This window comes from Nonomuraea sp. NPDC001684 (assembly GCF_053596515.1).
On the sequence record NZ_JBSFGJ010000650.1, the window covers coordinates 1 to 3,919 of the forward strand.

Annotated in this window: 4 protein-coding genes; all 4 read right to left on the reverse strand. The window is 71.0% G+C overall.

Translation table 11 applies throughout. The features are described 5' to 3' along the window. Window positions 1-91: 91 nt before the first annotated feature. Complete coding sequence (locus ACWCSD_RS49330; RefSeq protein ID WP_397156752.1) at window positions 92-961, reverse strand: alpha/beta hydrolase family esterase; 870 nt, start codon at window positions 959-961, stop codon at window positions 92-94. 475 nt (window positions 962-1,436) lie between these two features. Beyond that, complete coding sequence (locus ACWCSD_RS49335; protein WP_352329610.1) at window positions 1,437-1,745, reverse strand: MiAMP1 family antimicrobial peptide; 309 nt, start codon at window positions 1,743-1,745, stop codon at window positions 1,437-1,439. A gap of 225 nt (window positions 1,746-1,970) precedes the next feature. After that, window positions 1,971-3,164 carry an Ig-like domain-containing protein gene (locus ACWCSD_RS49340; RefSeq protein ID WP_449926248.1) on the reverse strand — a complete coding sequence of 398 codons (1,194 nt, stop codon included), beginning with the start codon at window positions 3,162-3,164 and terminating at the stop codon, window positions 1,971-1,973. A 169-nt stretch (window positions 3,165-3,333) separates the two neighbouring features. Beyond that, window positions 3,334-3,919: ATP-dependent DNA helicase (locus ACWCSD_RS49345; RefSeq protein WP_449926251.1), on the reverse strand; the 586-nt coding region annotated here is incomplete at its 5' end.

The window sequence follows — 3,919 nt, forward strand, 5'->3', positions numbered from 1 at the left end:
GCTCGCCGCGGTCGAGGTCGGCGATGGCGTGCAGGCCGGTCAGGTCGAGCGGGCCGGGCAGCCGGTAGATCTCGTGCCCGTCCGGGGCCGGTCAGCGGGTGGGGGCGCGGTCGAAGGCGTCGAGGATGAGGCGGCTGGCGTCCAGGTCGCGGGCGGTGTCGCCGAGGCCGGGCACCTCGATGGGGCCCGGCCAGGTGTGGCCGCCGCCGTCCACCGTGTACAGGCGCAGCGTGGCTCCCCGCGCGCAGGACGTCCACAGGCGCAGGCGGACGCGGCGCAGGGGATGGCTGGTGGCGGGGGAGGAGCAGTGCTGGGCGGCGGCCCAGGCGTCCATGGTCTGCTCGACCGGGGGCAGCACGACGAGCGCGGCCAGGTGCCGCAGCTGGCCGCCGGGCTCGGGGTGGCCGCCGTCGTAGGGGACCAGGCGGTCGGCGGTGCCGTGGAAGGCGACGATCGTGGTGGGGACGGGCTGGGCGCAGGGCTGGGCGATGGGGATGCCGGCCACGGCGGCCACGCCGCTCAGGCGTCCGTCCAGGGCGCAGACGAGTGAGGCGGCCAGGCCCGCGCCGTAGGACAGGCCGGCGGCGAACTCGCGTCCGGGGTGGGCGCACTGGTGGCGTTCGACCTCGTCCAGCAGGGCGGCCAGGTAGGCGGTGTCGTCGGGGCCGGCGGTGTGCGGCAGGGTCCAGGCCAGCCGTCCGGGCGCCGATTGGGGGGTGATGACGATGTAGCCGCGGCTTGGGCCGATCTGGGGCAGGCGGCTGTAGGCGGCCTGTTCGGCGGCGTTGGAGCCGAGGCCGTGCAGGTTGAGCAGCACGGGGTGGGGGCCGGGCCCGTCGGGGACGGCCAGCAGGTAGCGGCGGGTCAGACCGGCGGTGGTCAGCTGGTGAGCACCGGAGGTGAGCCGGCGTGTCGTGGCCGCGCATCCACTGCTCGCCGCACCCCGCCCCTGCTCCCGCATCCGGCCCTGCCCAAGGTCCTGCCCCTGCTCTTGCCCCTGCCGCTGCCCGTCTCCCCGCGCCTGCCCGGGAGTCCGGCCCTGAGTCGGGCCCAGCGCGCGGTCCTGTGCTGGGCCTTGCGTCCGCGGGGGAGTCGCCTCCTGGGAGCTTCGAGGAAGGGGGGCCGCTGCGGAGGGCGGCGAGGATGCCTGCCCGCCGGCCGAAGGTGACCGTTGACCTGCGCCCGGCAGAGAGGGCACCGCGCAGCCGGACAACACCACCGTCACCAGGAGCGACATCAACGCCAAGGCCGTGGTGCTCGCGGCGCTGGTGGCCGTGCTGCTGCTCGCGGTGGTGCCTGCGCTCTTGCCCATCTCGCCCCCCCGCGCGTGCCGATGGTCCGTACTGGCAAGTGTGCCTCGCACGGCCGTCCGTACGCGCGCATGCCGAAACCGGCCGCCCCCTGTGCGCGGGGGACGGCCGGTCAGGGGCGGCGGGTCAGCACACGATGAAGATGCTCTTCCAGCCGACGGGGGTGCGCTGCTCGGCGTTGCGGTTGGAGGCCAGTTCGAAGTGCATCACGCCGGAGGCGTTGGGCTGGTTGTACATGCGGCCGCTCTGGCCGTCGCCGTACCACTTGTAGGAGCCGTGGTAGGGGATGTTGGACACGCCGCAGGCGTCCAGGACGACCGAGCGGCCGGTGAAGCCGGGGCCTTCGTAGGCGACGTACTGGGAGGCGTACGCGGCGCCGGCCGAGGCGAGGACGAACCCGGCGGTGATCGCGGGGACGAGAAGGATCTTCTTCAACGTGTTCTCCTTCGAGGGTTCCTGACGAATGCCCACGATGGGTAATCGTATGGCAACCCTTCGTGCACGTCGAGGCGTTTTCGCTGATGGCGAGGGCGAGGGCCCGTCGAGGACGGTTCACGACAGCGGGCCGAGACGTCGAAAAAGCCGCTCACCGCCGCGCCTGCCGGCGGCGGTGAGCGGCTGGAAGCCGGCCCGAAGAAGGGAGGGGGAGCGGGGGAGCGGTCAGGACTTGACGTGCAGGGCGCTGCCCTTCTTCCACTGCGAGAAGGGCAGCTGCCAGTAGCCCCAGCCGTTGTTCCACTCCAGCTCGCGGTTGGTGCCGGTGATCTCCACGACGTCGCCGCGCTGGAAGTTGTCGTAGAACCACTTGGCCTGGTCGGGGCGGGAGTTGATGCAGCCGTGGCTGACGTTGCGCACGCCCTGGGCCCAGACGTTGTCCTTGGCGTGGACGTACTCGCCGGAGTTGGAGATGCGCACGGCGTGGTCGATCATCACGTCGTAGTAGCCGGGGTCGCCCTTCTTGCGGCCGGGGGAGATCATGCGCACCGGGTTGCCGCGTTCCATCGTCAGGTGCACGCCGGAGGTCGTGGTGTACTCGCGGGTGGTGGCCATGCCGGCGCTGATGCGCATGGTCTGCACGCGCTTGTTGTCCTTGTAGACGTACATCATGTGGGTCTTGGTGTTGACCTTGCTGATGACCTTGGCGCCGATCTTGAGGCTGGCGGAGTAGTCCTTCACGCCGTACAGGCCCTTGCCGGCCTTGACGCCGGTGATGCGGGCGTTGAAGGTGACCTTCTGGTGGGCGGGCCAGTACTTGGCGGTGCGGTAGATGACGGTGGTGTCGTTGATCCACCGCCAGGCGCCGGTGACGGGCTTCTCGGCCTCCACCTCCAGGGCGCGCTCGACGGCCGCCTTGCCGGTGACGGGCTGGTTGAAGGTGACGATGATCGGGGCGCCGACGCCGAGCGTCTCGCCCTTGGCGTTGGGGGTGACGTCGGCGACCTGCAGCTCCCGCTCGGGCTTGACCGTGGTGAAGGTGCTGGTGGCGGCGGTGGCGCCGGCCTTGGCCGAGACGTTGTAGTTGGTGGAGGGCTTCAGCGGCGTCCGGGAGACCCATTTGGTCTTGTCGGCGTTGAACCTGCCCTCGACCGTGTGGCCGCCGCCGTCGACGGTCACCTCCTCCAGCGCGCCGCCGGCGGCGGTGACCACGACCTTCTTGTCGGGGCTGACCTTGGCGCTGCCTTCGGCGGGGCTGATGGTGACGGTGGGCGCCTGCGGGGTGGCCACGGTGGTGGCGTCGGGCGCTTCCGGCCCGCGCGAGGCGGCGTTCCCGCTCGAGCAGGATGCCGTCAGGGCCGCGACCGCCAGCAGCGCGAGGCCGGCGGCAGACTTCGTCCATGCGGGCGCAACGTTCAAGACTGTCCTCTCCCCCAGGGCGGCAAACCCACCCCAAAGACTTTAATGCTCCTGCATGTATGACGCAGAAGCATTTAGGAGAGTTCGGTCACATTTGCATCACTAATTGCTGTCAACCCCAGGTCAACCTGCGTCAACGCGACGATCAACGCTCTTGCCCGCGAGGGGTTCAGCGCCGCTCCAGGCGATGGGTCAGGCTCGTGTGCCGCCGTCCGGCGCCCTTGGTCCGTACGGCCTGGGCCAGCGCCCGCCGCGACCCCACGATCACCACCAGCCTCTTGGCCCGCGTGATCGCGGTGTAGAGCAGATTGCGCTGCAGCATCATCCACGCGCTGGTGGCCAGCGGGATCACCACCGCCGGATACTCGCTGCCCTGACTGCGGTGGATGGAGACGGCATAGGCGTGGGCCAGTTCGTCCAGCTCGTCGAAGGCGTAGTCGACCTTCTCGTCCTCGTCGGTGCGCACGGTCAGGCTGTGGTCGTCGGGGCGGATGCCGGTGACGATCCCCACCGTGCCGTTGAACACCCCCGCCGCGCCCTTGTCGTAGTTGTTGCGCAACTGGGTGACCTTGTCGCCCACCCGGAACACCCGCCCGCCGTACCGGCGTTCGGGCATGCCCTCGCGGGCCGGCGTCAGCGCCTCCTGCAGCGCGATGTTCAGCGCCCCGGCCCCGGCCGCGCCGCGGTCCAACGGGTCAGCCCCGGATCGACGCCCATCACCCGCACCGGCTTGCCGCCCGCGCCGCCGAACATCT